Annotated in this window: 18 protein-coding genes and 4 tRNA genes; 4 read left to right on the forward strand and 18 right to left on the reverse strand. The window is 42.5% G+C overall.

Features of this window, described 5'->3' with window-relative positions; all coding sequences use genetic code 11:
- Positions 1-2 precede the first annotated feature (2 nt).
- Positions 3-2,579: a class I adenylate cyclase gene (locus AC3Z9T_RS13225; RefSeq protein ID WP_490126577.1), complete on the reverse strand. Its 2,577-nt coding sequence runs from the start codon at positions 2,577-2,579 to the stop codon at positions 3-5.
- A gap of 602 nt (positions 2,580-3,181) precedes the next feature.
- On the opposite strand from AC3Z9T_RS13225, the gene hemC reads away from it, so the two are divergent.
- Genes hemC through hemY form a run of 4 tightly spaced genes read left to right on the forward strand, consistent with a single transcriptional unit; the run spans position 3,182 to position 7,300 of the window.
- The gene (gene hemC, locus AC3Z9T_RS13230; protein WP_490126578.1) at positions 3,182-4,126 is read left to right on the forward strand and encodes a hydroxymethylbilane synthase; all 945 of its coding nucleotides are present in this window, start codon (positions 3,182-3,184) and stop codon (positions 4,124-4,126) included.
- Positions 4,123-4,878, forward strand: coding sequence for a uroporphyrinogen-III synthase (locus AC3Z9T_RS13235; protein WP_490126579.1), 756 nt, complete (start codon positions 4,123-4,125; stop codon positions 4,876-4,878). Before hemC ends, AC3Z9T_RS13235 begins: the two co-directional genes overlap by 4 nt.
- 2 nt (positions 4,879-4,880) lie before the next feature.
- Entirely contained in the window at positions 4,881-6,107 is a 1,227-nt protein-coding gene (hemX, locus tag AC3Z9T_RS13240; protein WP_490126580.1) for a uroporphyrinogen-III C-methyltransferase, read from the forward strand.
- Between the two features lie 2 nt (positions 6,108-6,109).
- On the forward strand, positions 6,110-7,300 hold the full coding sequence (gene hemY / locus AC3Z9T_RS13245; RefSeq protein ID WP_490126581.1) for a protoheme IX biogenesis protein HemY: 1,191 nt from the start codon (positions 6,110-6,112) through the stop codon (positions 7,298-7,300).
- Positions 7,301-7,405: 105 nt separating this feature from the next.
- On the opposite strand, the gene AC3Z9T_RS13250 is transcribed toward hemY, so the two are convergent.
- From AC3Z9T_RS13250 to wzzE, 17 genes are all read right to left on the reverse strand, one after another.
- Positions 7,406-8,464 carry a hypothetical protein gene (locus AC3Z9T_RS13250; RefSeq protein WP_490126582.1) on the reverse strand — a complete coding sequence of 353 codons (1,059 nt, stop codon included), beginning with the start codon at positions 8,462-8,464 and terminating at the stop codon, positions 7,406-7,408.
- Positions 8,465-10,144: 1,680 nt separating this feature from the next.
- Positions 10,145-10,221 (reverse strand) — tRNA-Pro (locus AC3Z9T_RS13255).
- A gap of 41 nt (positions 10,222-10,262) precedes the next feature.
- A tRNA-Leu gene (locus AC3Z9T_RS13260) sits at positions 10,263-10,349 on the reverse strand.
- A 15-nt stretch (positions 10,350-10,364) separates the two neighbouring features.
- Positions 10,365-10,440, reverse strand: a tRNA-His gene (locus tag AC3Z9T_RS13265).
- 81 nt (positions 10,441-10,521) lie between these two features.
- Positions 10,522-10,598, reverse strand: a tRNA-Arg gene (locus tag AC3Z9T_RS13270).
- A 153-nt stretch (positions 10,599-10,751) separates the two neighbouring features.
- Positions 10,752-12,143 carry a bifunctional threonine/serine APC transporter ThrP gene (gene thrP / locus AC3Z9T_RS13275; RefSeq protein WP_490126583.1) on the reverse strand — a complete coding sequence of 464 codons (1,392 nt, stop codon included), beginning with the start codon at positions 12,141-12,143 and terminating at the stop codon, positions 10,752-10,754.
- Between the two features lie 387 nt (positions 12,144-12,530).
- Positions 12,531-13,268 carry a lipopolysaccharide N-acetylmannosaminouronosyltransferase gene (wecG, locus tag AC3Z9T_RS13280; protein ID WP_490126584.1) on the reverse strand — a complete coding sequence of 246 codons (738 nt, stop codon included), beginning with the start codon at positions 13,266-13,268 and terminating at the stop codon, positions 12,531-12,533.
- A gap of 9 nt (positions 13,269-13,277) precedes the next feature.
- Complete coding sequence (wzyE, locus tag AC3Z9T_RS13285; protein ID WP_490126585.1) at positions 13,278-14,633, reverse strand: ECA oligosaccharide polymerase; 1,356 nt, start codon at positions 14,631-14,633, stop codon at positions 13,278-13,280.
- On the reverse strand, positions 14,630-15,712 hold the full coding sequence (locus AC3Z9T_RS13290) for a TDP-N-acetylfucosamine:lipid II N-acetylfucosaminyltransferase (protein WP_490126586.1): 1,083 nt from the start codon (positions 15,710-15,712) through the stop codon (positions 14,630-14,632). Before AC3Z9T_RS13290 ends, wzyE begins: the two co-directional genes overlap by 4 nt.
- Positions 15,709-16,959 (reverse strand): lipid III flippase WzxE, encoded by a 1,251-nt coding sequence (wzxE, locus tag AC3Z9T_RS13295; protein WP_490126587.1) that lies wholly within the window; start codon positions 16,957-16,959, stop codon positions 15,709-15,711. Before wzxE ends, AC3Z9T_RS13290 begins: the two co-directional genes overlap by 4 nt.
- Positions 16,959-18,089: a dTDP-4-amino-4,6-dideoxygalactose transaminase gene (gene rffA, locus AC3Z9T_RS13300; protein ID WP_490126588.1), complete on the reverse strand. Its 1,131-nt coding sequence runs from the start codon at positions 18,087-18,089 to the stop codon at positions 16,959-16,961. Before rffA ends, wzxE begins: the two co-directional genes overlap by 1 nt.
- Positions 18,076-18,816 carry a dTDP-4-amino-4,6-dideoxy-D-galactose acyltransferase gene (rffC, locus tag AC3Z9T_RS13305; RefSeq protein ID WP_490126589.1) on the reverse strand — a complete coding sequence of 247 codons (741 nt, stop codon included), beginning with the start codon at positions 18,814-18,816 and terminating at the stop codon, positions 18,076-18,078. Before rffC ends, rffA begins: the two co-directional genes overlap by 14 nt.
- On the reverse strand, positions 18,794-19,675 hold the full coding sequence (gene rfbA, locus AC3Z9T_RS13310; protein WP_490126590.1) for a glucose-1-phosphate thymidylyltransferase RfbA: 882 nt from the start codon (positions 19,673-19,675) through the stop codon (positions 18,794-18,796). The genes rffC and rfbA overlap by 23 nt, the downstream gene beginning before the upstream one ends.
- A gap of 9 nt (positions 19,676-19,684) precedes the next feature.
- The gene (gene rffG / locus AC3Z9T_RS13315; RefSeq protein WP_490126591.1) at positions 19,685-20,752 is read right to left on the reverse strand and encodes a dTDP-glucose 4,6-dehydratase; all 1,068 of its coding nucleotides are present in this window, start codon (positions 20,750-20,752) and stop codon (positions 19,685-19,687) included.
- Positions 20,749-22,011, reverse strand: a complete 1,263-nt coding sequence (gene wecC / locus AC3Z9T_RS13320) for a UDP-N-acetyl-D-mannosamine dehydrogenase (RefSeq protein ID WP_490126592.1) — start codon at positions 22,009-22,011, stop codon at positions 20,749-20,751. Before wecC ends, rffG begins: the two co-directional genes overlap by 4 nt.
- Entirely contained in the window at positions 22,008-23,138 is a 1,131-nt protein-coding gene (gene wecB, locus AC3Z9T_RS13325) for a non-hydrolyzing UDP-N-acetylglucosamine 2-epimerase (RefSeq protein ID WP_490126593.1), read from the reverse strand. The genes wecC and wecB overlap by 4 nt, the downstream gene beginning before the upstream one ends.
- Positions 23,139-23,234: 96 nt before the next feature.
- Entirely contained in the window at positions 23,235-24,293 is a 1,059-nt protein-coding gene (gene wzzE, locus AC3Z9T_RS13330) for an ECA polysaccharide chain length modulation protein (protein WP_490126594.1), read from the reverse strand.
- Positions 24,294-24,319 lie beyond the last annotated feature (26 nt).

The raw sequence follows: 24,319 nt of genomic DNA on the forward strand, positions 1-24,319 counted from the left end.
GATTAATAGTAGTGTGCTTGGTGCTGAGGTGATGGCTCAATCGACTTTACCTCCACTGAGTCATCATCTTTTTCGATATCAAAAGGCCAAGTTCCCCCTGAAAAGGGTATCACTTGGCTTTTGCCTTGCTGGCTCACGATTTGATAGAACTGCGGCAAGTTAAAGTTAATAAAATTAGCGCCATAAGTAAAACGGTCGTGAGACGATGAGTAGAAGCGGCTGACATCACGCACCAGATCTTCTTTTGAGCCTTCACAATGTGAATATATTTCAACCCGATTGGCTTCATCTAACACATAAATATTAAACCCTGTGTTATCGGCGGTATTTTCAAAGAAAAACTGCACGATCCCTTCGCTCGCATAACCATCAACCACCGCAGGTAAGTGGTGCTCTTCTTTTGCATTTAGTTTAACAGGCCAACCATGCAGTTTGTTATGAGAAATCGCCCCATAAAACTCAACCGCATTTTCCAATTTTTGCACAGAAACGTTTAAACGCTCAAAGAACAAACCCCATGTCTGCCCAGCAATACGCAATGCTTTAAAACGACCTGGATCATGGCGGTTGCTAGATAAACGTAATTCAATACACTCAGATACCAGTTGTTGCACACGAGTTCTCACTAAACCACGTAAGTGCTCGCTATAGCAGAAGACTTCAACTGCATCAGGTGGAGCTGCATCTTGATGCATCTTACCTAAAATGGTTTTTAACGCCTCTAACATGCACTGATCACCACTAAAATGCAGTGTTCTCACTTCATTCCATGAGTTGCGATACAGCAGGTCAATACTGCCAATTAAGCAACGTTGCTCTTCACCAAAACTAAAGACATCCAGCTTTCTGAAATCAAAGTGAACCACCTGATCAGAATAGATTTGTGTTGGATCATTCTCTAAATTGACAATGATCGCCAAATGACGAATTTCACAAGGACTATATAAGGCTTTTGGTGTTGGAGCCGGTAAACGGATCGGGAAATGCCCTGAAACATCGTGCATCAACTCAAGCAATTTTTTCTCATCACACTGAGATTTACCATGGTGCATATACACTTGAGTATTTTCAGTTAACAACCCATTAAAATACGCCCAAGCGACCAATTTATTTAAGTAGCGGTTATATTCTAATGGTTGGTGACCAATGATGGTTTCAATATGCGGTGCTTGATTATAAAGATACCAACCACTACGGTTTGCACGACCCGCAGGCACATAAATAAAGGTGAGATGTTGTTCACTTAAATCAGGGGTAATTTGCGGGTTCACTAATGTCACTTTGCCCGGCAAAGCTTCAAATGCGGCATATAACTTACGGGTCAACACCCCAATATCTTGTGGGCTCGCGCTGACACTTAAATTATTACGACGAGCAAAACGAATTAAGTTGCGGTAACTTTGCATCATCGTGTCGAGTAATTCGTTATGGGCTTCGCGGACCTGCTCAATTTTCCACTGATTACGTGAATCAAGCATCGCTAAACGTTCTGCCCCCCAACCCCACGATTCAACTAACTGAGAGAGCACGTCACGGCGCCAACCTGAGCAGGTATTTTCAGCGTCATCTTCGGAGAGTTTTTCACAAACTTTAAGGTAGAAACAGCGGCGAATTAAATCTAGACGGGTAGTGTCATTGATTTCAATTAAATAACGAGTAACGCGTTCTAACATTAAACAATAGGAATCTAAACCATAACAGACGATCTCACCTGCATGCAGATGACGTTTAAATTCTAAGGCTAGCAATTTACCTTTAGGGTAATCCCATGAATAAGATTCGAGTAATAAGCTTTTTAAAACCGCTTTATACGGCGAATCGACACTTTTATAAAGTTGCCATAAACTCGCGCCGAAATACTCAGCGGCAGACAATTCACCTAAGCCGCCAAGATCGAGCCATTCATTCGGCGTTAATACACCTTGTGCATAGAGAGCCATAACATATTCATCATAGTGCTGTTCTTCTTCAACAGGCACCATCGTCCACAACAATCTTTTACCCGCCATGCGTACTGCGGTACGGTAAAATTCATCCAGCAATAAAATATGTTGTGTCGAACCACAATCTTCACCGCCAATATGACCACTGGCGTGGTGACGAAAACGATTTTCATCAATTAAAAATACGGTGACATCGATGCCTAATGAAGCTGCCCACTGTTCTATCAGTGTGCATTTTTTCTGTAGTAAGCGTTTCTCTTCATTATCTAGCCATGCAGGATGGCAAACCCAAATATCAATATCAGAGCATTGGCTTTGCCCTACTGACGAAGTACTGCCCATCGAATAAATACCAGTAATCGGCAATTCACCGTTCGCTTTATCTGCTTGTGGGAGGTATTTTTCGAATTGAGACAACCAAATTTGTTGGTCACTATCTGGGGTAAAGAAACAAACGCCGTGGGGAACATGACCTTCTATATAGCCAGGCATCATTGGGTGATGATAATGAAACAAGACAGGCAGCAGGCTGTAAACCTTACAAAAGGTTTCATCCATTGACGCTGTTGCGCGATCTAACCGAAGTTGGTTTATCGCATCAAGTCTCTGTTTTAAAGTTTCAATATAGAGATACAAGGGATACGCCTGGCTGAATAACTAAACGACAAATCTGGGAAACCCCAGCACCCACTAGCAATAGATAAAGATATGTTTAAATTTTTTTTCAAATGAATTGTTGGAAACGTGATCAATTTAACACCTTGCCGCAAAAGGGTAAAGTAGATCACATAATTTTCTCTGTGTATTTTTGATACAAATTAATTTTCAACATATTGTATAAAAAGACTTTTTATTTTTTATACACAAAGAATATCCCTTGTTTATCAATGGAATAATAACAAATTGCTTGCATACACAGAAAAAGCACTTCTTACACTCATTTTATATGTAATTCGCATTGTGCCTAAGCTTGCACGCTTCACCATAAAATGGTCGTGGTGTGATCTTTTTTTATCCACATAACAGCACAATTAGCTAAATTTATTTGAGCAACTCACTCTGCTTTTGATGATCTCCTCCCTTATTTATCCATCATAAAAAGATGCAATCTATCAATAATCGTCTTAATGTTTAACAAGCTTTAATGGCGTTAACTGGAAAACCAGCTGCTAAAATGTTAAAACTAGGGATAATTGTATGGTTAATCTATGGCATTGAATGCCTGAGAAAGCAGCGAAATGACAGCAACGAATATCGTCCGTATTGCGACGCGTAAAAGCCCTTTAGCCATGTGGCAAGCTCACTTTGTTAAAGAAAAACTCGAGCAACTTCATCCAAATTTACAGGTTGAACTTGTTCCGATGGTGACTAAAGGCGATATCATTTTAGATACTCCGTTAGCAAAAGTCGGTGGTAAAGGGCTTTTTGTTAAAGAGCTAGAGTTAGCACTACTTGAAAAACGCGCTGATATTGCGGTGCACTCAATGAAAGATGTGCCTGTTGAATTCCCTGAAGGGCTTGGATTAGTCACCATTTGTGAACGTGAAGATCCGCGTGATGCCTTTGTTTCTAACCACTTTGCTAACCTTGATGCACTGCCAGCAGGGAGTATCGTTGGCACTTCTAGCCTACGTCGCCAATGCCAAATCAGAGAGCTACGCCCTGATCTGATTATTCGTGATCTACGTGGTAACGTTGGAACACGTCTTTCAAAACTGGATAACGGTGAATATGACGCCATCATCCTTGCTGTTGCAGGCTTAAAACGCTTAGGTCTAGAAGACAGAATTCGTACCGCACTCGCACCTGAGCAATCACTCCCTGCGGTTGGGCAAGGAGCCGTTGGTATCGAATGCCGTTTAGATGATCAATACACACGTCAATTGCTTGAAAAACTTAATCACGATGACACGTCAGTATGTGTTCTCGCAGAACGCGCCATGAATATGCGCCTTGAAGGCGGTTGCCAAGTTCCTATCGGTAGCTACGCGATTTGGCAAGAAGGCCAAATTTGGTTACGCGCACTCGTTGGCTCGCCTGACGGCAGCCAAGTGGTTCGTGGTGAGCGCTTAGTTTTCCCTGAACAAGCAACACAAGCGGGTATTTCCCTTGCTGAAGAATTGCTCGACAAAGGTGCCCGTGAAATTCTAGCCAAAGTTTATGCAGGAAATGCACCTGAATGAAAGTGCTTGTCACTCGGCCGGCACCATCAGGTGCGGAATTGATAGCAGCTATTCATGCGCAAGGCGGTGAAGCTTTTGCTTCACCCCTAATTGAAATTGGGCCGGGGGCTGAACTTGATTTATTGGCAACAAAGCTTCATCAACTCGATAAAAACGATTTAGTGTTTCTTTTGTCCAAAAATGCGGTCTGGTATGCAGATTTAGCCCTTAAGCATGCGGGACTCAACTGGTCAGATAAGTTATCCTATTATGGAATTGGTCGTTCAACTGGCCAGTATTTTGAAGAGCTCACAGGATGTACTATTCGCTGGCCTGAACATGGCGAAACGAGCGAAGCACTGCTTAGTCTTCCTGAATTACAGTTTCTTGAAGGTAAACGTGCACTATTAGTACGGGGTAACGGCGGAAGAGAGCTTCTTGCCTCAACATTAAGGTCTCGTGGCGCACAAGTTGAATATTGCGAATGCTATACAAGACACCCTGTTGCATACGATAAAACTGAATTTAATCAAAGATGGGTTGACGCTGACATAACTGATATTGTTATTAGTAGTGGTCAAATGTTAACCTTACTAAACAAATTAATTGCTGAGAATACAAAAGCATGGTGGTTTAAACGCCGCCTATTGGTTGTCAGCGAACGAATTGCAGACCAAGCTCGCCAAGATGGCTGGCAAAAGGTCTGTGTGGCAAATAGCGCAGATAATAATGCTTTATTGGAAGCATTGATTTCAACCGACATGGGATGCTAATTATGACGGAACAAGATAAATCCACCGAGGCGGTTAACAATGAAACGGTAGCGGATACTCCAAAAAACCGCCAAACAAAGCCGTCTTCGGAACAAAAACGTTCAGGTCTCATCGGTAGTGCCATCGCTATCGCTATTATCATCGCTATTGGCGGTGGTATCTATTATTTCACTCAACAAAATAATGCTCAGCTTATTAATGAGAACAATGAGTTGAAGCAGCAACTGAGTGATTTAGTCGAACAACAGAAAGCAGATAGGCAACGTTTAGATTCACTGATTGCCTCACAATCAGCGATTAAGTCGCGCGCTAATGAATATGAAGAGCAGCTCAACCGCCGTATGCAAGAGCTACAAGCTCATGTTAATGCCCTATCCAGCTCTGATGTCAAAAACTGGTTATTGGCTCAAGCCGACTTTATGGTCAAAATGGCAGGCAGAAAACTATGGAATGATCATGATCCTGTCACCGCAGCTGTTTTACTGAAAAGTGCCGATTCCAGCCTTGCTGAAATGAACGACCCAAGCCTGCTGGATATTCGTAAAGCGATTGGCAATGACATCGCTGCTCTCGCAGCAATAAATCAAGTCGATTACGACGGTATTATTTTACGTTTAAACCAACTCAGTAATGACGTTGATAATTTACGCCTAGATGACATCAACAGTGGTGACGCTAAGGCCGATGATGGCCAAGTTTCCAGTGACATCGCTGATTGGAAAGACAATTTAGCCCGTAGTTGGAAAAGCTTCACCAGCGACTTTATTACCGTTCGTGCTCGCGATGGCTCAGAAGCGCCACTACTCGCACCAAATCAAGATATCTACCTGCGTGAAAACATCCGCTCTCAATTGCTGATCGCAGCGCAAGCCGTACCTCGTTATCAAGAAGAGACTTATAAACAGTCTTTAGAGCAAGTCTCAACATGGGTTCGTGCCTACTTTGATGTTGATGCACCTGCCACAAAAGCGTTCTTAACCGAAGTCGATGATCTGATTAACCAGCCAATCGCGGCAGAGATGCCTGATGCATTAGAAAGCCAACCAAAACTGGAAAAAGTGATGCAAACGCGTGTGCGTAACTTGCTATCACAGTCAGGTGAAAATACCTCAGCGCCTGCGGTAGAAGAACCCACACAACCAGCAGAAACTGAAGCACAGCCTACTGAGCCAGCAGTGAAACCTGAAGCTCAGCACCCAGAGATAGCAACCAATGAGCAGAAGGGGTAACTATGATTAAGATACTCATACTGTTTATCGTCCTAATTGCTGGCGTGATTTTGGGGCCGCTACTCGCGGGGCACCAAGGTTATGTTTTTATTCGTACTGACAATTACGACATTACCACTAGCGTCACAAGCCTAGTATTGTGCTTTATTTTACTGCAATTTGTTTTGCTATTCTTTGGCTGGTGCTATCGCCGCTTTATTAGCACCACATCGAGAACCAAAGGCTGGGTCAGTGGTCGTAAATACCATAAAGCACATTCACAAACCCAAAAAGCGCTCCTCAAAATGGCCGAAGGTGACTTTGATCAGGTTGAGAAACTGATGAGCAAACATGCTGATTTTTCTCAACAACCTGTGGTCAACTATTTGTTAGCCGCTGAGGCTGCACAACAACGTGGCGATGAACATCGTACTCACCAATACCTCGATAGAGCCGCCGAAGTTGCAGGTAATGATCAGCTCCCTGTTGATATCACCCGCGTTCGTATCCAATTGGCCGAAGATGAAGTGTATGCAGCGCGCACTGGCATTGATAAGCTACTTGATCAGGCGCCAAGGCACCCTGAAATTTTACGCCTTGCGGAACAAGCTTATTTACGTTCAGGTGCATATCAGGCATTGATTGAATTATTACCTGTCATGGCTAAAGTGCAGCTGCACAATGAAGATGAATTAGAAGCATTGAGACTCAAAGCCTATAAAGGGCTAATGAACCAGTGCATCGCGGAAAATGGCAGCGAAGGACTTAAAAACTGGTGGAAAGGCCAGCCACGTAAAGTTCGCCATGAAACCGCTCTACAATCTTTCTTAGCTGAACATCTTATTGAATGTAATGATATGCCAAGTGCTGAGAAAATCATTATCGACGGTTTAAAACAGCAATACGATGAGCGCTTACTGCTCTTGGCACCAAGGCTACGTACTGATAAACCTGAATCACTTGAGAAAGTGTTGAAACAGCTGATTAAACAATCAGGTGCAACACCGCTGTTAAACAGTACCATGGGGCAAATTGCGCTACAGCATGCACAATGGGAACCAGCGGAAGCTTATTTCAAAGCCGCACTAGCTCAGCGATTTGATGCCCATGATGCCGCATGGTTAGCCGATGCCTTAGATAAACTGCATAAAGCAGAAGAAGCTGCAAAAATTCGCCAAGAAGCTTTATTACATTCATTAAAAGAAGGGCGATAACTGTGGGTCTGCTCCACCGTTAAATTATATACTCGTCATACTTCAAGTTGCAGGGCTGTTGACTACCTGCAACTTGAATTTTCTAAAGTAGAGTTATAAAAATCATCAGTGAAGATCAACAGGACCTATATATGGGGCATAAAGGATCCTATGATTCTTATTAAATATTACATCCGCATGATTATTTCTACTAACAATCTCTGCTGTTTGAGGTAATTGTGACATTAAACCAGCCAAACTTGGAAAGTTAAATACAGTATTCACAAAAGCGACATCTTTTTGATTGGAGCTCTGTATCCTTGCTTTCATTGCCTTGATACTATCCTTTCCATTAATATCTTTATAATATTTTTCTAAAAGAGTATCTGGTTTAGGCCTGTTTCTTCCACGCTGAACCCATGTGGTAAAAGCATCATGCCTACCCATTTCAACAATTAATTTAAGAGTGCTAATGTCAGAGAGATCCTTTGCTTTCAGATCGGAAATATTACTCGCTGACTCATACAAATTAGATAATGATTTTTCTAAGCCTTTTCTTGCCATCTCGCTTTTAGGATTTTGTATAAGTTCTTTCATTGAGCTATTAGCTTGATCTAATAAATCAATAAATTCAATTTGATTATTCAATTCAGTCAGAGTTATAGATTTATTTGTTTTGTTATATTCTTCAACGAATTCTATTCCAATTTTCAAGAACTCTTCAGAAGTTTCACGCTGTACTCTATTGAGAGATCCAATTACAGGTATTGATCCTAATTTTACAACATCTTGATAGGTAGTATTTTTAGTTATCCGATTAATATCAGAGAATAGTTTTTCAATATTTTTCTCACCATTACCTTCAATAAATGAAGTCAATAATGATATCAGTTCATTTATACCATTATTAATTTTTACACTGAATTTATCTAACTTGTCTAAGTCATCGAAAACAGCTTTAATATCATATGAATGCTGACCTTGAATATATCTATACTCGGTTCCCAAAAAATCTCCATCTGTTGTACGAACCGAGACAATAGTTATTCCATTATAAATTTCAGTTATACACTCTGAATGGCTCTCATTATGCCTATTAAGAGTATCACGCAAGCCAGCTATTTTTCTTTCCAGAAAATTTTCCATCGGTGAAGCCATTCTATGCGAGTTATTTCTTTTGAACATAAAAAATCCTTATTTAAGTTCTATTATCATTAATTTTTAAAATATGTATTTTCAAAGCAACTATATTATTACACGCAAAAATAGAAAAATGAAAGAACAAAACCAAAGAAATTACTCTTGATAATTATTTATTAAATACAAAGAAAATCACTTTAAATTAATATCATGCAGTTAAAAAATCAAAATTAGAATATTAATATATAAACCTTCATGTGGTTTATATATTAATAACAATTACTTTCTCACACAAAAGTCTTTCTGCTATATAATATACCATTCACCTAGTATATACTTATCTTACATTAAGTTGTTATGTGACTATAAATGATGATAATTGCGCTTATTTTATAAACTAAAAAGTTCTATTGGTATCATTTTTCTCATCACTTAACGACATAAAGCAACGATTAGAACACACACAATTGATACCGTCGGTGTAACAAAACTTAGGATAATCATATGAATGTAATTAAAACTATTTGGCGCTGGATAATTTCTACCCCAAATCGCCTGCAAGTCTTTTTTGATCTGTTACTTTTGATTTGTTCACCCTTTGTTTTTATCACCATTGTCGGTTTTAACACTGTCGACCTAAACAAAGATGTTTTCATCATTACATTCATCATTCTTTGCTACGCCTACATCACCCGTTGGTTCAGCAAATGGTTTTGCAGTAGAAACCGTTAATTGATTGTGCTCCTCTTCATCTCACCATCGAAGAGGAGCGATGAAATAGATAAAAAAAACACCTGCCAATATTGGCAGGTGTAAATATACAATCAGGTCTACAGACGGATGGTGCCTCACTCAACGTTACGTCCATGGGTTGATGAGAAGAGGATTAGCTCTTGTTCATCTAAATTGGACAATAGGCACCGATAATCGGCTTGCATCATTCCTGGGTTTATGAAGCAGAGCTATCATAAGAAGTGGAATGAGCATCTACATAATAGATAATGCAGGATGCGTGCCAACTTTTTAAAAATGGCAATTTCGCTTTTCTTCCCCACAGTTACTCTGAAAATAAACGTCTTATGCCATGCTTACCTCGTTTTTTACAACCACTTCTTTTGCTAATATGAGATAGTTACTGGTTACTCTAATTATCCTTGGCAAACTTGTCTCAATTAAGAGACATCAAAAACAGCTTAAAAAATTATCTTTATAAATCATAAAGTAATATGTCTCCATTTAGAGACAGTGAAATGCGGTTTTGTATCTATTTTACGACACAGACTAATTAATCAGAAAAATTATAAGTAAAAACAAGCAATTAATCTCCCTTCTTCATTGCCTGAACATGCAAAAGAAACCACTCTCCCAATCCCTTAAAATTATCACTTACTATATAAAGGAACCGCGAATGAGACAGATTGGGTTGGGTTGGGTTGGGTTGGGTTAATTTGATTTGATTTGATTTGATTTGATTTGATTTGATTTGATTTGATTTGATTTGATTTGATTTGATTTGATTTGATTTGATTATTTTAACTGGAAAAATAACACTGACTATACTCTAAATAATTCGAGTTGCAGTTAGGCGACAAGCGAATGAGTCGCTAGGAGCCTACATAAGTAGGTGACTAGTGCGAGTGAGCGTAGTCAACAACACTGTAACTTGAAGTATGACGAGTATATAGCAAAAACCCTGCTATAAAACATAGCAGGGTTCTTTAAATTTGGTCGGCGAGAGAGGATTCGAACCTCCGACCCACTGGTCCCAAACCAGTTGCGCTACCAAGCTGCGCTACTCGCCGAAATGTTTACTACTATGTCACCTATTACATGCATCTTTTCGTGGTGCGAAAGGGGGGACTTGAACCCCCACGTCCGTAAGGACACTAACACCTGAAGCTAGCGCGTCTACCAATTCCGCCACCCTCGCAATGTCACAAAAAAATGGGGTGGCTAATGGGACTCGAACCCACGACAACTGGAATCACAATCCAGGGCTCTACCAACTGAGCTATAGCCACCATAACTTCACTTTATTCAAAGCGTTGCTATCATACTACATACAACTTTGTTTTGCCAACCGTAGCAGCACGCTAATTAAATGGCGCGCCCGACAGGATTCGAACCTGAGACCTCTGCCTCCGGAGGGCAGCGCTCTATCCAGCTGAGCTACGGGCGCTTAACGCCGTTGCGGGTGTGGATAGTACGGACTTAATCACTCTCTGTCTAGTTCTTTTTTAAATAAAAATATCGATTGCTTGTGTTTTGCTCATTTCGTCGATAAAGAGAGCATATTTTCCCTCTTTATCACGAAAGGATCCAATGACTCTACTTAGTTTGAGTTAATCGTACTATTATTTCCACCACGATTAATCGCACGGATCAGAAAATAAAGTGCAGACACCGCTAATAAAAATATCGCGCCCACAATCAACGACAAGCGAGTATCAGGGTTGATCGCCATTCCAACAATCACACAGGCTAGAAACAGCAAAGTCGCATAGTTCACCCAAGGAAATAGAATCGATTTGAATGGATGGTCGGCAAGTTTGTCTTTGTTTTGTTGGCGAAAGCGCAGCTGGCTAGTGAGGATCACGATCCAAGGCACCATACCCGGTAGCACACTGGCGCTGTAGACATACACAAACACTTTTTCTGGATTAGGGATAATGTAGTTCAAACTTGATCCCGCTAAGAGACACAGAATAGTAAAACCAACACAGCGTGCAGGAACGCCGCTACGCGTCAATTTTAATAGTGATTGAGGTAACTGCTTATTGTGAGCCAATGCGTATAGCATACGGCCACCGCTATACATCCCGCTATTACAGCCAGACAACGCAGCTGTTAACACGACAAAGTTGATAACCGCAGCCGCAGAGACAATACCAACTTTTGCAAAGGTCAACACAAAAGGACTACCTTGCTGCCCAACTTCCGTCCATGGGAACAAAGTCACAACAATAAAGATAGCACCGACGTAGAAAATCAAAATCCGCCATAAAATATTATTGATGGCTTTTTTCAATGTCACCTGTGGATTTTTTGCTTCACCAGCAGTGATACCGACCAGTTCTACCCCTTGATAGGATGCAACTACGATACACAGAGCAAATAAGAAACCTTTCCAACCACCCGCAAAGAACCCACCATGCTCAGTGAGATTCCCTAGGCCAATTGGTTCAAAGTTATTGCCAATACCAAAAAAGATCAGGCTCAAACCAATCAGAATCATCACGACAATGGTGGTCACTTTGATCATGGCAAACCAAAATTCAAGTTCCCCGTACAGCCTGACTGCTGCTAGATTCGCTAAAGCGACAGAAGCTACTGCAATCAAGGCAAATACCCATTGCGGCACATCAGGGAACCAATATTCGGCATAGACGCCGATGGCTGTGATTTCCGAGATACCCACAGCCACCCACATAAACCAATAGCCCCATGCAGTTAGGCAGCCCCAAAAAGGACTTAAATACTTATAGCCAAACGAGGCAAAAGAACCGGTGACAGGCTCAACATAGAGCATTTCGCCCATTGAGCGCATGATAAAAAAGACAAAGATCCCAGCGATAATATAAGCTAATAAAACCGATGGGCCTGCCCATTTCAATGTACTGGCAGACCCCATAAATAGGCCAACGCCAATTGTTCCACCGAGCGCTATTAGCTCGATATGACGAGCTTCTAACCCACGCTGAAGTCCTTGTTTAGAACTCTCCATAAATTCCCCTGTTATTACTTAAAAGGATCAATCATTACTTATACTCGTCATACTTCAAGTTGCAGGGGTGTTAACTACGCTCAGCTAGCCGAATCACATAGTTTATCTATGCTCATCGTCTATCTTCGCTTGTCGCCTACCTGCAACTTGAATTATTTAGAGTATATCTGTATTTGTAGTAATAAGTATGATCATATAATCATATAATGACTATTATACTAGTTGAAAAAAATGCCATAAGCCTGAGTTTGAGCCAAAAGCTCATATCTTGCATGTAATTTTGAAGGATTATAGAAATAATTGAGGTAGGAGGCCAGAAATGCAGAGATTTTATTGTCACAGCGCAGCAAAGCAAAATACATACGCCGTGACATGTCGTGCTATAAATTACAACTTGCCACCATAGTAGTAAGCTAAAAATTTAAGTAATTTAAATTGTCTTTTAATACGGGTAGGCTGTGATAACAAGCGATACAGCCATTCTAAGCCTAAATTTTGCCAAACCTTCGGCGCACGCTTCACATGCCCCGTAAATACATCATAAGTACCGCCAACCCCCATATACAAAGCATCAGGGTGAACTTTGCGGCAATCACGCATCAGGATTTCTTGCTTTGGAGATCCCATTGCCACAGTGACAATTTTAGCGCCACTTGCACGAATACGTTCAAATAACGCCTCACGATCTTCCGCAGTAAAATAGCCGTTCTGTGAACCAACAATGTTCACATTCCACTGTGCACGCAGCTTGCTTTCGGTTTGTTCAAGAATTTCAGGTTTACCACCAATTAAAAAGACAGGTGTTCCTTCTTGCCCTGCACGCTCCATGAGAGCTTCCCACAAATCAGCCCCTGCAACACGAGAAACCTGTGCTTGTGGGTATTTGCGACGAATAGCACGTACAATACTAATACCATCTGCATAGAGGTACTCTGCTTGCCCAAGCAGTGTGTTCAATGCTGTGTCGTTTTCTGCCGTCATCACTTTTTCAGCATTGATTGCCACGAGTGTGCCAGACTTAGTTTCGCCATTAGCAAACAGATGATCCAAAAAATGTGCCATATCTCTGAAACCCCAAATTTGGTGGCCTCTGATGCTATATTGTGGAATAGATTGCTGTTCCATAAAGCTCCTCTAGCGGTTTTCGCGACGTTGGTTTTTTAAGTAAAAAACCGCTCTATCACGAATAAGCCCCGCACTTTCAAATAACCAGTACAGTAATTTCGCCAAAATCAAACAAAGCCCAAAAATTAGGCAGAAAAAGACGACACGTGACACAAAAGAATCGACCCCTTCGCGAGCTAACACAATCATGTTAAAAATCGCACCAAAGCAGAACGCTTGCATAATCGCTGCTTTATAACGATTGGGTTCTTTGAGGCTCATGCCATAGATCCAATCGAACCATTTGATAATTAAGCCAACCACGATAGCGCCAAGAGGGATAAAGACGACCCCGCCCATTACCACTAATGAACCAATCAAAGTCGGTGATATTGCCAAACCTGAATGGTTGTTAAGCACTTCCCATGTGAAATAATTCGCTGAGTTCAATACCGTATCAGGCCGATCAGGCCACAACCACGATGGGATAAATACGTAAAAATCGCGCACAATCGGCGCTAACCCTTGGAATTCTATCTTATCGTAATTGCTTAACAGTAGCCCAAGGTTCTCCCACGGCGAGAAGGTATCGCGAGTTAAATACAAGAAGGTATAGAATGCCTCCGCACCACTCACATCCAGCCCATAACGTTTGAGCGCTAACCAGAACATACCGACAATACTGGCGACACCAGCAGCAGCCAACATCCACAACGTGATCCAGCCTCTGACAATACCGATAAACAGAAAGAGTGCGAATGCAATAATGATATTTGCTCGTGTGCCACCGACGATAACATAGGTTAAAAAACCAAAAGCCACCGTGCTCACAAGGAATAAAATCCAGCGCTTCTGGGTTGGACGTAAAAAATAAACAATCAACATGGCAGGTATAAAGAAGTAGAAAAAGCGTTTCAACGCCACCCCAGAAACCTGACTGGAAAATATTTGGCTATAAGTTTTGAGTTTAAATAACAAGAAACCATTTTGCAGGAAGAAGATCCCCACCGTCACCACAGCCACTGCAATCAACAGTAAGCAAGTGAGATTGGTTTCCACCTTGTTCATGGTAAATAGCGGACGTTTTGCCACCGCAGGGCTTTTCGTCAGCCGTGTTTTGTAAGCAACGTAATAAATGGCATAGAAACTAGTTGCCGCAAGTTGGGCATACAACAGGTATTCCGCAGGTACTACCGCCACATCAAATTGAAAAACTAGCGCACAAGTTAACGGAAAACCAAAGTAAAAGGTCAGTAAATACAATAGTGAAAAAAAGATATTAAAATTAAAACGTACGCGTCGGAACTCTTTATACAGCAGCGTTCCCATAAAAATAATGGAGATCAGATAGACAAGCGATAAGCCTCCCAACTCGGCTAAGGTCATGCTTGCTCCTCCGCAATGTCTAAAATTGAGCGCCAGCCATCGGTGAAGTTTGGCGCAAAGAAATCAATGTGTTGCTTATCTAACTGCGCCATTTGGCGCTGTGCCTCTTCAACTAACCCGACAGATAGCTCATCACCATAGAAAAACACAGGAACATTTTGTGCAGTCAAATCCTGCCAAAATGTATTTTGGCGGCTGATAACAAACGGGATACCAAACTGGATCAGTAAGCACACGGTTCCCACGCCTTGCTGGCGATTAAAAATAAAATAGCCGAGATCACAGGTTTTCAGCAAATTCAGGTAGTCGCTAAACTCCATACGCTCTTTCAGGATATTGACTTGGTTGGAGGTAAACAGTGATTGAGCAGTTTGCTCAACCTGCTGGATATAGGTTTGGTTATTTGCTGGATAGCCCATTGGCACTATCACCTTCACTTGCTCACCAAACTGCTGTTTAATCGCTCCCAGTGCCTCTATATGACGATTTGATTGGTCACCTGAGTTACCCAATAAGATTGTTAAAGTCTCGCCCTGACGCACTGGAGGCGTATTGACGGTCAATGCAGGATCCATACGCGTTGGAAAATACAGGACTGATGCAGGCACTTTTGGATTAGATTGCTGGAAATAACACAAGTCACCTCGTGTTGCGCAGACATGCCCCACTTTCTTTTGTGCCAATCGACGCAAAATATAGAACAATTTAAATTTTAGAGAGCTAGACTCTTCATACAGATCAGCCCCCCAAATGTGCCACCAAAATTGGTGTGACTTAATTTTACCAAATAGCAGTGCCAACCAAATAGGTGCATTGAATTGCCCGTGGAAGAAGAAGCGCTCGCGACGGTCAGCCATAGCACGGCGGATCACTGCGTCAGCAATCGACTTTTTGTTCTCAAAAACCTCAATATCCAACTGAGGATAGGCATCCGCCAGCTGCGCATCAAGGCTCACCACCATAAAACGTGGCTTTAATGATGCAGCGTTGTCTTTGCAGATCACATCATTAAAGAATGTCAGCACCGTTTGGTTATGGTGAGGGAGGTCAGATCCCAGTACATGTATTAAGGTTGTCATACTCGCCTACGGTAGATCAAAAATACACAACAACAGAGGAGAAAATACACGATATAGGTCGCCATATAAGCCTGCGTTGCCCCTACAGCACCGTGTGCAGGTATCAGCCAATGGGAAAAGCCCATTAAGAGGATAAACTGACTCACCTCAGTCAAAATATAAAAACGCAAAGCAGCCTTTGCAATGACCAAATAGCCAAAGACATAAGCGCCTACTTTCAAAACATCACCAACTAACTGCCACGCAAACAAATCGCGCATGCCATAAAATTTATCAGAAAACAGTAACCAAATCGCAAAATCGCGCAATAGCCACACCATAAAACTCGCGACAGCCACTGCGGGCAGAACAAATTTTAAGGTTTTGATGATCTCTGCTGAGATCTCATGTTTATGTTGCAATCGAGAAAGCGTTGGTAGCAAATACACAGAAAAGGTTGCTGTAATAAACTGCAAATAAGCATCTGAAATAGTGCTCACCCCAGTCCATAGCCCAACATCATCCCAACTGTACTTTGTTGCCAATAAATTCCGCATCATGATGTATGCAACAGGTAAGGTAACCGACGTAATTAACGCCATAATGGTAAACTTACCTAAATTAGTCGCAATTGCTTTATCCCAAGCCGGTTTTAACATTGATAATGCAAACCGCTTACGGCGAACAATCATCACCGCTGCGGGTAGGACAACAAGTGCCGGCACCAATGCCAGCCCCGCTAAGGCGCCATCATAGCCCCCCATGCTGTAGCATAAATAATAGGCAACAACGCCAATTATACTACCGAAAATAATAGATTGAGCATTACCGGATGCGTCTCGATAGCCTTTCAAGATCGCCAAAAAATAGTTGGCATACGCAATACCCATCTGAATGAAAGCAACAGCTTGGATAACGGGTTGGTAACCTTTGCTATCAAATAGCCCTTCACTGATTGGGCCACTAAAGACTAAGAAAACTAATGCAAGTAGTGTCGAAAACCCTAAGATTAGGGTTGATGACGTCCCGAGTACCGCCCGTAGCTTGTCAGGATCTTGATGATGTTCAGCAACATATTTAGTGACACCATTAAAAATTCCTGCACCTGATAGCACACCAAGAACAGTGATGAGCTGACGGAAGTTACCCGCCAGCCCGACCCCACTAGGGCCAAATGAGACAGCTAATAATTTAACAATCAGTAGGCCCGCCCCGATTTTTATCAGGGTAGACCCAGCTGTCCAAATAGAGGCTCTGGCTAATGACATTAGGCAAAGAACGCCTTAATGGTTTTAATCACCGTTTGCTGCTCTTCATCAGTCATGTTGTAGAACATTGGCAAACGGACTAAACGGTCACTTTCGCTGGTGGTATAACGATCTTCACCATCGAAACGCCCAAACTCTTCACCCGCTGGGCTAGAATGCAGTGCTACATAGTGGAACACGGTCAAGATGCCATTGGATTTCATGTACTCATTAAACTCAGTACGTTGTTCAACATCTTTTAATTTAATGTAGAACATATGCGCATTGTGCTTTAAACCTTCAGGAACGATAGGCAATGCCAGTTTATCTGCCTGAGCCAAAGGTGCTAACGCATCATAGTAGCGCTGCCACAGCAGTAAACGACGCTCATTGATTTTTTCGGCTTCTTCTAACTGCGCCCATAGATAAGCCGCTTGCAGATCAGACATCAGGTAGCTAGAACCAATGTCGCGCCATGTGTACTTATCAACTTGGCCGCGGAAGAACTGGCTACGGTTGGTGCCCTTTTCACGGATCACCTCAGCACGATTTATCAGTGACTTATCATTGACCAGTGTTGCTCCGCCTTCACCACCTGAAGAGTAGTTTTTAGTTTCATGGAAGCTATAAGCACCAATATGGCCAATCGTTCCCAAAGCACGACCTTTATAGGTAGACATCACCCCTTGCGCAGCATCTTCAATCACAAATAGGTTATGCTTTTCAGCGATAGCCATAATGGTGTCCATTTCACAAGCAACACCTGCATAATGAACTGGCACAATCGCACGTGTGCGTTCGGTGATCGCCGCTTCAATTTTTGTTTCATCAATGTTCATGGTATCAGGGCGGATATCCACAAACACAATGGTTGCGCCTCGAAGCACAAACGCATTAGATGTAGAAACAAAGGTAAAGCTAGGCATGATAACTTCATCGCCCGGCTTAATATTAATCAGGATTGCCGCCATTTCTAAGGAAGCGGTACAAGAAGGTGTCAATTGGACTTTAGGGCAATCAAAGCGCTTTTCCATCCACTCTTCACAACGTTTGGTAAAACCACCGTCACCACACAGCTTGCCGCTATCCATGGCTTGCTTCATATACGCTAATTCAGTCCCTACAACGGGTGGCTTATTAAATGGAATCATGTTGTCCCCTATATAACCAATACGCAGTGCTAGCAACCGCAGCACCGCTACGTGAATAAAGATTCAATGCCGCAACATTACTGATTTGCGTAGCAACATTTAACTGTCTTTTTTTGTGTTGCTTACACCAACCCCATGCTGCTGACATCAATTTACGGCCAATCCCTCGCCCGTTTGCCCCTGGCATCACAGCCAAAAGACCAATACGTGCTGTGTCATCATCAAGGTGTCTTAAACTAACAAAGCCTAAAATCGCCCCTGACGCCTCTTTAACTAATAAACATGTGTGGTCAAAAGAGCCTAAAACCGCTTTTTCTATCCACAATGCATAAAAGCGCCCGCTGTCACCTTCACGATACCAAGGAGCGCGAAAACGGCTATTACTAAACACCTGCTCAGCCGCCTGACGTAATACAGGAATTTCATCAGCAACAGCAACTTCAACCCGATCTATTGCCAATAAGCCACTGTTCAAATAAGCATTTTCTATGCCAATAGTCAGCGCAAAATCGACTTCACCTTCAACCAAAGAGAAACCGAGTTGCGACAACCCATCAAGGCGCTCAATGTCATGTGCTGCAATTTTCGCTTGAGTAATAACATAGTCATTTAATTGACTCGCAAGAATAATCTCCGCTTGCGTGGCCGTGAAGTCTAACTTGGCTGTAGAGAGTCCGAAAAAATCAGACTCCCACTGTAGGTGATCAATATTGGCGCGGACGGACACGAAGTAAATCCTCTAAATACTGGCCATAACCTGTTTTATTGAGCTGTTTTGCTGACTGTTGAACTTGTTCATCGGTCAACCAACCGTTACGCCATGCAATCTCTTCCAAACAAGCCACTTTAAAACCTTGACGTTTTTCAACGGTTTGTACAAAAGTACCCGCTTCAATCAAGCTATCGTGAGTGCCTGTATCTAGCCAAGCAAAACCACGACCTAACAGCTCAACATTCAGTTCACCACGCTCTAAATACATTTGATTGATTGAGGTGATTTCGAGTTCGCCGCGTTCTGATGGTTTAACTTGTTTTGCAAATTCAACCACTTGGTTGTCATAGAAATACAGGCCGGTTACCGCCCAATTTGACAGCGGTTTCTTTGGTTTCTCTTCGATAGATAACACTTTAAAGTCATCATCAAACTCAACCACGCCAAAACGTTCAGGATCCATCACTTGATAACCAAATACCGTTGCGCCCTTGGTTCTCGCTGCAACCGATTTCAGTTTTGGACTAAATGAATGACCAAAGAAAATATTATCGCCCAATACTAAGCAACATGCGTCATTACCGATAAATTCTTCACCAATAATAAAGGCTTGTGCAAGACCATCGGGTGAAGGTTGCTCTGCATAGCTCAATTCAATACCGAACTCATGACCATCACCTAACAAACGCTTAAACATCGGTAAGTCATCAGGTGTTGAGATGATTAAGATTTCGCGGATCCCCGCAAGCATCAGCACTGATAGCGGATAATAGATCATCGGCTTATCATAGATGGGTAACAACTGCTTCGAGATACCACGTGTAATTGGATGCAAACGCGTTCCCGAACCACCAGCAAGTATTATACCTTTCATGATCCCTCCTTAACGGCTCAGACCTAAACGTTCCCCTGAATAGGAACCATCTTGAACACGACGCCACCACGTTTCATTATTCAGATACCACAGCACGGTTTTACGAATACCGGACTCAAACGTTTCTTGTGGCACCCATCCTAATTCATTGGCAATCTTATCGGCATCAATGGCATAGCGCATGTCATGGCCCGGTCTATCTGTCACATAAGTAATCAAGTCACGATAATGTGCGACACCTTGTGGCTTTTGCGGGCACAATTCTTCAAGTAACCCACAAATGGTTTCAACCACATCAATATTGCGGCGCTCATTGTGACCACCAATATTGTAAGTGCTGCCCGGCTGTGCTGTTGTGGCCACCAAATGCAACGCACGTGCGTGATCTTCAACAAATAACCAGTCGCGGATCTGTTCGCCTTTACCATAAACAGGTAATGGTTTACCTGCCAAAGCATTCAAAATAATCAGTGGGATCAGCTTTTCAGGAAAATGATAAGGCCCATAGTTATTTGAACAATTGGTGATCATTGTTGGCAAGCCATAAGTGCGTTGCCACGCACGTACTAAATGATCACTGGATGCTTTCGATGCCGAATAAGGGCTACTTGGCGCATATGGCGTTGTTTCAGTAAAGAAGCCATCAGGCCCTTCCAAATCACCATACACTTCATCGGTCGAAATATGGTGAAAACGGAATCGGGATTTTTGCGGTTCTTCGAGCGCCATCCAATAGTTGCGTGCAGCCTCTAGTAAGGTATATGTGCCAACAATATTGGTTTCAATAAAAGCCGCAGGGCCATCAATGGAACGATCGACATGGCTTTCGGCAGCTAAATGCATCACTGCATCAGGCTGATATTTCGCAAATACGCGATCTAACTCTGCACGATCACAAATGTTAACTTGCTCAAAGGCATAGCGCTCACTACCTGAAACTTCACTTAATGACTCTAGATTGCCCGCATAGGTTAAACAATCCACGACAATGGCGCTGTCATTGGTGTTTTCAATGATATGACGAACAACCGCAGAGCCGATAAAACCGGCTCCACCTGTGATTAAAATGCGTTTCAACGCCAAACTCCTTTGGTATCTACAACCCATTTTTGCTTAATCAATGAACCCTGAATCGCTTTGAATTGGCTATGATCAACAAGCATTAAAATAATGTCAGCATCAGTCACCGCATCTTCAATAGAGGCCAGTTCAACGATACCTTTTAATGCCGTTGGCAGCTCATGAATGTGAGGTTCGACCGCATAGGTTTTACCTTTGTTCCAGTTGGCAATCATCTTAGTGATATGCATCGCTGGGCTTTCACGCAAATCATCAATGTTTGGTTTAAATGATAGACCGAAACAAGCAATAGTCACTTCACTGGCAGTTTTGCCCGTTTCCGCTAAACAATCTGCAACGGCAGCTTTAACTTGATCAACAACCCAAATCGGTTTGCCATCGTTCACTAAACGCGCAGTGTGGATCAAACGTGATTGTTGTGGGTTTTGTGCCACAATAAACCATGGGTCAACAGCGATACAGTGACCGCCAACGCCTGGACCTGGCTGCAAAATATTGACGCGAGGGTGGCGATTAGCCAAGCTGATCAGCTCCCAGACATTGATATTTTGTTCCGCGCAGATCAGTGATAATTCATTAGCAAAAGCAATATTCACATCACGGAAGCTGTTTTCAGTCAGCTTACACATTTCTGCTGTTCTTGAGTTGGTGATCACACATTCCCCTTCAAGGAAAATGTTGTATAGCTCACTCGCACGTAGCGACGATTTCGGGTTCATACCACCCACAACACGGTCATTTTTAATCAATTCAACCATGACCTGACCCGGCAATACACGCTCAGGGCAGTAGGCCACATCGATATCGGCTTGCTCACCCGCTTGGTGAGGGAAAGTTAAGTCAGGGCGTGCTTGTGCCATCCACTCAGACATTTGTTCTGTCGTTCCGACAGGCGAAGTTGATTCTAAAATGACCAAATCACCTTTTTTCAGCACAGGGGCAATCGACTCAGCCGCAGCTCTTACATAAGTCAAATCAGGCTCGTGTTCTCCTTTAAATGGGGTTGGAACCGCAATTAAATAAGCATCTGCTGGCTGTGGCTTAGTAAAAGCTTTCAGATGGCCTGCTTCAACAGCCGCTTTAACGACTTTGTCGAGTTCTGGCTCAACAATATGGATTTTACCCTGATTAATGGTATCAACCGCATGTTGGTTGACATCAACACCAACAACTTGCTTTTTACGCGAGGCAAATGCTGCTGCTGTTGGTAAACCAATATAACCAAGGCCGATAACAGAAATAGTTTCAAAACTCATAATTTCACCTGATTGCTTTTTAGTGCTTCAAGAATACGCTGACAAGCATGACCATCCCCATATGGGTTATGAGCGCGGCTCATTGCATGATATTCCGCTTCATCTGTCAGTAACCGGTTAACTTCTGCAACAATTTTTTGAGTATCTGTACCAACAAGGCGTACTGTGCCTGCATCGACAGCTTCTGGACGTTCTGTTGTATCCCTCATGACTAAAACAGGTTTGCCCAGTGATGGAGCTTCTTCTTGGATCCCGCCTGAATCTGTCAAAATCAAGTAAGAATGGTTCATCAAGTAGACAAAAGGTAAATACTCTTGAGGGCTAATAAGAATAATATTGTCAATGCCATGCAAAATACGTTTTACAGGTTCACTGACATTTGGGTTTAAATGTACAGGGTAAACAACCTGAACATCAGGGTGGCTTTGGGCGATTTCTGCCAGTGCATGACAAATGCGTTCAAAACCACCACCAAAGCTTTCGCGACGGTGACCCGTCACTAAGATCATTTTTTTGTTTGTATCAATAAATGGGTAATTCGCCGCCAACTTGTCGACCATATATTGGTCACTCATCACTTTATCACGCACCCACAGCAACGCGTCGATAACACTATTGCCTGTGACAAAAATATGGCTATCTGGAATAGATTCTTTCAGTAGGTTTTGGCGAGAGTTTTCTGTTGGTGCGAAGTGGTACATGGCCAAATGACCTGCAATTTTGCGGTTTGCCTCTTCTGGCCAAGGTGAATACAGGTTACCAGTGCGTAACCCCGCTTCCACATGACCTACAGGGATACGATGGTAAAATGCCGCAAGGCTGGTTGCCATTGTAGTCGCAGTATCACCATGCACTAAGACAACATCAGGTTGGAAATCAGCAAATACGCTTTTTAGCCCTTCTAGAATACGGCAGGTAATGTCAGTTAAATCTTGCCCCGGCTTCATAATGTTGAGATCGTAATCAGGCGTGATCTCAAATAGCTTCAGTACCTGATCGAGCATTTCTCGATGCTGGGCCGTTACACATACTTTAGCTTCAAAAGCCGTATCATTAGCAAGTGCATGAACCAGCGGGGCCATTTTGATGGCTTCCGGTCGAGTGCCGAATACAGTCAATACTTTCACAGTGACTCTCTTATGTTTATCTATGCAGTTAGCTGCTTTTATTTAATTATAGTGACTTTATGCGGTGGCTGACATGATGCCAGCCACTTATACAAATCAGGATGGACGGCGGCGAGCAAGCACAACGCCTGCACCAACCAACGCACCAATAGCACCCCAAAGAACCATCATAAAGGCTCTGCGTGGGCTATCACGTTTGACAGGATCCTCAGGTGTCCGCAGGTAACGGTAAGCCTGAAAATGGTCTTGGAGAGTTGGCCCGACACTCAATGTTGATAACATTGCAATGTTTTGATCATAATCAGTATCATGATCAGGCCCTGTTGCTTTCAATGTTTCAATCTGAGCTTCCAGTAGTGGAACCCCTAACATAAACATTTTTGAATCTGGAATTTCATCGACCGGTGCAGTGCTTTGGTTACGTGAAATACCTTGTTTTTGTGCAACTTTCAATGCTTGTTCAAGTAAATTTAAGCGCCTTTCATAAGCCGACTCAGCAACCATATCTTCACGTTTAACCAACGCTTTCATAGACTGCAATTTCGTCGCCCAAGTACCCTTAATTTCATCATTCAAGTTTGCCGTTGCACGTTGATTGGCAAACTGCACATATTCACGCAATAACTGATTGGCATCCTTCGATGTTTCAGCAATTAACTTAATGCTGTCATTGGTGATTTTTAGGTTATCTGCTGGCGTAAATTCGATATTGTCGATCAACTCATCCAACAGTGCGGCGTCTGCCTTCGGGTCATTCTCTAAGCGCTGCTTATAGTAATCCGTTGCTAACCAAAACTGACGTCGAGTATCATAAGCACCTACTTGCTTTATAAACTCTTGGTATGCTTCATTAGCAATCGTTGGCAGTTGGCCTTCTTGACCCGTCGAATTGATTCGAGAATCCAGATTACGTAAAAATTGCTGTTGTGAATAATAACTACCTAAATTATTCACTGTTGGCAGGTCAGTGATCGCCGTAGAACTCCATTTTTGCTGCATAAAATAGGAAGCTCCCAATGCAATTGCAGCAAATAAGACTGCAATTGCAACGATCCAAATTTTACCTTGCCATAAGGAACGGCACAAACCACGGATATCCAATTCCGGTTCTATCGGCGGCTGATACTGATTAGGTTGTGTTTCTGAGTTTTTCACTGCACAGAACCTCTATTATTTCCGTT

It is taken from the genome of Providencia sp. 6390 (assembly GCF_058148425.1).